A 4,549-nucleotide genomic window follows, 5' to 3' on the forward strand; every position below is an offset into this window, starting at 1 on the left:
AACCGACTTGGCCAGATCGATGCCGACTGTGCTAACCTCACTCACGGACGCCTCCTACAGTGGTGTTTCAACACCTCCACTCTGGCACATCGATGCCGTCAGGGGGCGTCCACCCCAACGAAGTTGGGAAGCGCCTTGGACCTTCCAAATGGCCGGTTTTGGGTCCTCGGCACGAGAGGGCAGGAGGCCGCTAACGCCCAGAGCCTGCCGTTCAGCGGCTTCGCGCTGCGCTTGAAAGCGGTCGATCGTTCAGCATGTACTCGGGTTCTTTCTGGCACGGGTGGCTCGCTCTCAGTCGGGCAGTTCAGCAAATTGCGGAAGATTATCGCCTATCGTCTCCCAAAGCGCTTTGGAGTCCGCGAATATGTGCGCAGTAGGACGGATCGACGGGTCATCTACCAGGGTGCCCAAAGTTACGTGTGCGTAGGCTCCGCCGCGTACGCTTGAAAATAAAAGAGAACCGCACCGCTCGCAGCGTGCATCGAAGCCGTGCTCATCACCATAAGGTTTGATGGCACTTCGATTGTGGATCGTTAGCTCGGCCATTGGAATGCCGGCGAAGGGTTTGGAAGAGGCGCCCGTGGCCCTTCTGCATTGTGAGCAGTGACATATGAGAGCGTATTCGAATGCGTCCGCTACCTCATACGTGACCAAACCGCAGAGGCAGGCGCCACGCAGTCGCTTCCGGTCCATTTCTATGTCTCCGCTTAACTGGGCTGTCCCATCGGCTGATTTGTCGATTAGCGGGGCTGCCGCGGCTAGTCACGACATCTCCGCGCTCGACAACCGCCGTTCCGCAAACCTGCCAGATTGAGCCAGTCAGACAGCTGCGCCGAGTGGCCGAATGCGTCGCACGCCGACATGAACGAATGACGGGAGTTCGGAAGCTGGCAGGGTGGCGAGAATGGCAGCTTCTGGGTCTGCGTACACCCTGCTGAATTCACAGCGTAGCTCTGAGGATGACCTCGACCGTCTCTTCCGGCATGTCCCACATCGGAAAATGACCGCTGGCCTCGAACCAGTGCAGCTCTGCGGACGGGAACGCAGCTTTTGCGCGCGCCGCCTGACCCGGCAGGCAGAGCCTGTCGTGCCTGCCCCATCCGATGATGATCCGGCCAGTGCACTCGGCAGCAGGACCGGTCTGCTCCGGCCCGGTCGCAAGGTCATGGACCAGCGCATCGAACGTCTGTGTCGTACTGAGACCGGTCAACTCGGTCGCCACCATCTGCGGATCAAGCGCCCATGGATGAGCGGACAATTGGGCGAGCAAGGCAGTGCGCGAGGCCGCGTTACCGCTCAGCGTCGGTAGGGCGGGTCGGATCGCCCGCAACAAGCGGCCCGAGATGCCGATCGTGGTCTTGAAGAAGGTGCGCTCCCAACCACGCCAGAACCCACCCGGGTCAAGCGCGACGACGTTGCCGACGACGCCGCGCCTGGCAAGTTCGAGCACTATCCGTGCACCCATCGAGCTGCCGACGACGTCAATTCCGGTCAGCTCGTGTTTCTCGATATAGCGCTGGACGCTCCCGACCAGACCGTCGAACGTCCCGCTATCGTGCTCCGCCGGGGTCGCGCCGTGGCCGGGCAGGTCGATCGCGATCACCGCTCGACTGGCGCTGAGCGAGTCTAGAATGGGGCTCCATGACCGTGAGCTTCCGCCCAGACCGTGGACAAGCAGCAGTTTGCGGCCAGAGCCGCGGTTGATATCGTGCATCTCGTTCCATTTCGGTTATCTGAGACGGCTCAACGAGCACCGTCCGTGCATGGCACCAGTTGATCTGCGAGCTGCCGTGCGCCGGTCGTCGCGGCGCTCGATCTTCAAAAAGGGATCGTACGCCGCCACGACGATGAGCGATGCGCAGCTTAGCCGTGCGGACGCATGACCACCTTGATGACGCCGTCCTCCTTGTCGCGGAACCTGGCGTACATCTCCGGCGCGTCCTCAAGGCTGGAAGGGTGCGTGATGACGAAGCTGGGGTCGATCTTCCCGGCCACGATCTTCTCCAACAGCGGCTTGGTGTAACGCTGCACATGGGTCTGGCCGAGCTTGATCGTCAGTCCCTTGTTCATCGCCGCGCCGATCGGCAGCTTGTCGCCCATGCCGACATAGACACCGGGTACCGACACCGTGCCGCCCTTGCGACAGCTCATGATCGCCTGGCGCAGCACGTGGACGCGGTCGGTAGCGAGGAACATCGACGCCTTGACCTTATCCATAACGGCGTCCGCCGCACCATGGCCCGCGGCCTCGCAACCCACCGCGTCGATGCAGCTGTCGGGTCCGCGTCCCTTGGTACGGGCCTGAAGTTCGTCAAACACGTCCGTCTCGGCAAAGTTGATCGTCTCGGCACCGCCGGCTTCCGCCATCACGAGCCGCTCGGGCACCTCGTCGATCGCGATCACGCGGCCGGCACCCATCATCAGCGCGGAGCGGATGGCGAACTGGCCGACCGGTCCGCAGCCCCAGATCGCGACCGTATCACCCGGTTCGATCTGCGCGTTCTCGGCGGCCATGTAGCCGGTCGGGAAGATGTCCGACAGGAACAGCGCCTGATCGTCGGTGACGCTGTCGGGGATCTTGATGGGCCCGATGTCCGCCATCGGCACGCGGAGATACTCGGCCTGACCGCCGCAATAGCCGCCCAGCATGTGGCTGAAGCCGAACAGACCGGCGGGCGAGTGCCCCATCGCCTTGGCGGCCATTTCGGCATTCGGGTTGGTCCGGTTGCAGGCCGCGAACAGGCCCTTGCGACAGAACCAGCAGTCGCCGCAGCTGATCGTGAACGGCACCACCACACGGTCGCCGATCTTCAGGTTAGTGACTTCGGAGCCGAGCGCCACGACCTCGCCCATGTTCTCGTGACCGAGGATGTCACCGGCCTCCATGGTGGGCTGGTAGCCGTCGAGCAGGTGCAGGTCCGATCCGCAGATCGCGCAGGCGGTGACCTTGATGATCGCGTCGCGCGGGTGCTTGATCTCGGGATCCGCGACGGTGTCGACGCGGACGTCTCCCTTACCGTGCCAGCAAAGTGCGCGCATGTTTCTTCTCCGTGTGAGCAGGAGCTCCGCCAGGATCGGAAAAGCGACTGAAAAGCCTCAACGCCCCCGCGAGCAGAACGGGCGCAAACCTTCCTCTGTGTAATCTAGTTTCCCCGCGTTGGCGTATCTCACATCGGCCTCGCCACTGCACCAAGCCGACAACTGTAAGCTGAACGAACGACCGAAGCTGGTGAACGGCACAGGCAATTTGGACGGCCGGGTATGGGTCTTGACACGGTAGAGGAGGGGGTGCGCACCTCCATTTTCGGCGCCTTGCGACCTCGAGTGGGAATGGGATGGCCTTAGAGCGACGGTCGCCTTGTGTCGGTTACGCTCGTCTCGCGGCGTTTCCTCGCTGTTCCAAGTACCAGTTGCCATCGACCAGCGTCACTCGTGGCTGAGAGTTTCCGGCCGAACGCCTTCGGCGAGTAGCACCGGACCGGCGAGCCTCCTCATCGAACTTGATGTCATACTGGTCGATGAGACGGTACAGTGTTGTTCTTCCTATTCGCAGGCGCTCGGCCGCTGCGCTCAGATTATAGCTCGACAGACGTAGAGCCGACTGTATGGCAGCGCGTTGCGCGTATGCCATCGTACCCTCAACCTGATGGTCTATGCTCATAGCTCGCTGTCCAGCCCACCAGTCCTCGACGCCGCGACACTCGCCGTGTACAAACACACCTCTACAACAAACCAAGTGCGAAGCATTGTAGATTGATGCACTCTGCGATCTCCGTCCGTAGCGCCACTGGGACACCTATGCGGAGGTACGAAACTCCGGCTCGTCGGATGCCTTTTACAAACGTGTGTTAATCAGTTCTGCAGCCGATTAGCCGCGCAGCAAAAGATTGTTACATTGAATCAGCTCGTGGCTGTTCGATTAGCTCGAGGCGTCAGCGCAGCGTGCGGGCAGCTGATACGCGCGGCGTCCACCGCCCCAGGCTGTGAGGGGACGCACACGCTGGTGCGCACTGGCTTGGACGCTGACTGCCTTTGACATGAACGAGTGACCGGAGTTTAGGATCGCTTGTGGCTCGCGGAGTGACGGTTTTTGGGTCCTCGGCACGAGGGGGCAGGGGGCCGCAAGCGCCCACTTGCAGACATCTGTTCGATCGTTCAACTTTGACGCCCCACAAGCTACAAGGCGATCAGACATGAGCTATCAGACGGATCGTCGAAGCCGGATACAAGCGATGGCCGTATACGGCCTTCTACTTCTCATCGGCGCGGCGCTTGGCCTCCTCGTCAGGTTCGGCGTCATCACCGATCATCTTCTTTGGTAGCGGCGGCTGACGGCCGCTCAAAAGTCTGCTTACCTGCCAAAACCCGACCAGGCCCATGGCTTTGCGGCGCATCACGCATGTCGGCCGTGGAGATGAATGGGCGTCCGTGTGTGGACGCCCCACCGGATACAAGGGGGTGTTCGGGAGATTTGATCGCGCGGGTTCAGGTGCTTCCGTGTGTCCGGCCTGTGATGCAGCCATCATCACGGCTGCTGGCCTGTATGGAG

General features: G+C 61.8%; 5 protein-coding genes. All 5 read right to left on the reverse strand.

The genetic code is table 11. The features are described from left to right. Window positions 1–291 precede the first annotated feature (291 nt). The gene (locus KZ813_RS20530) at window positions 292–693 is read right to left on the reverse strand and encodes a GFA family protein (RefSeq protein ID WP_219756736.1); all 402 of its coding nucleotides are present in this window, start codon (window positions 691–693) and stop codon (window positions 292–294) included. A gap of 247 nt (window positions 694–940) precedes the next feature. Next, window positions 941–1,714 carry an alpha/beta fold hydrolase gene (locus tag KZ813_RS19925; protein WP_219756737.1) on the reverse strand — a complete coding sequence of 258 codons (774 nt, stop codon included), beginning with the start codon at window positions 1,712–1,714 and terminating at the stop codon, window positions 941–943. A 149-nt stretch (window positions 1,715–1,863) separates the two neighbouring features. Further along, window positions 1,864–3,039 (reverse strand): zinc-dependent alcohol dehydrogenase, encoded by a 1,176-nt coding sequence (locus KZ813_RS19930; protein ID WP_219756738.1) that lies wholly within the window; start codon window positions 3,037–3,039, stop codon window positions 1,864–1,866. 328 nt (window positions 3,040–3,367) lie between these two features. Then, window positions 3,368–3,661 (reverse strand): helix-turn-helix domain-containing protein, encoded by a 294-nt coding sequence (locus KZ813_RS20535; RefSeq protein ID WP_373369295.1) that lies wholly within the window; start codon window positions 3,659–3,661, stop codon window positions 3,368–3,370. 589 nt (window positions 3,662–4,250) lie between these two features. Further along, the coding region (locus tag KZ813_RS19940; protein ID WP_219756740.1) for a hypothetical protein at window positions 4,251–4,549 on the reverse strand (299 nt) is incomplete at its 5' end.

The sequence above is a fragment of the Sphingomonas folli genome (assembly GCF_019429525.1).
Lineage (GTDB): Bacteria > Pseudomonadota > Alphaproteobacteria > Sphingomonadales > Sphingomonadaceae > Sphingomonas > Sphingomonas folii.

What these genes read in the sequence shown, in the direction of transcription:
- KZ813_RS20535 (WP_373369295.1), bottom strand. Translation starts at nt 3,661, where the DNA reads ATGAGCATAGACCATCAGGTTGAGGGTACGATGGCATACGCGCAACGC.
- KZ813_RS19930 (WP_219756738.1), bottom strand. Translation starts at nt 3,039, where the DNA reads ATGCGCGCACTTTGCTGGCACGGTAAGGGAGACGTCCGCGTCGACACC.
- KZ813_RS19925 (WP_219756737.1), bottom strand. Translation starts at nt 1,714, where the DNA reads ATGCACGATATCAACCGCGGCTCTGGCCGCAAACTGCTGCTTGTCCAC.
- KZ813_RS20530 (WP_219756736.1), bottom strand. Translation starts at nt 693, where the DNA reads ATGGACCGGAAGCGACTGCGTGGCGCCTGCCTCTGCGGTTTGGTCACG.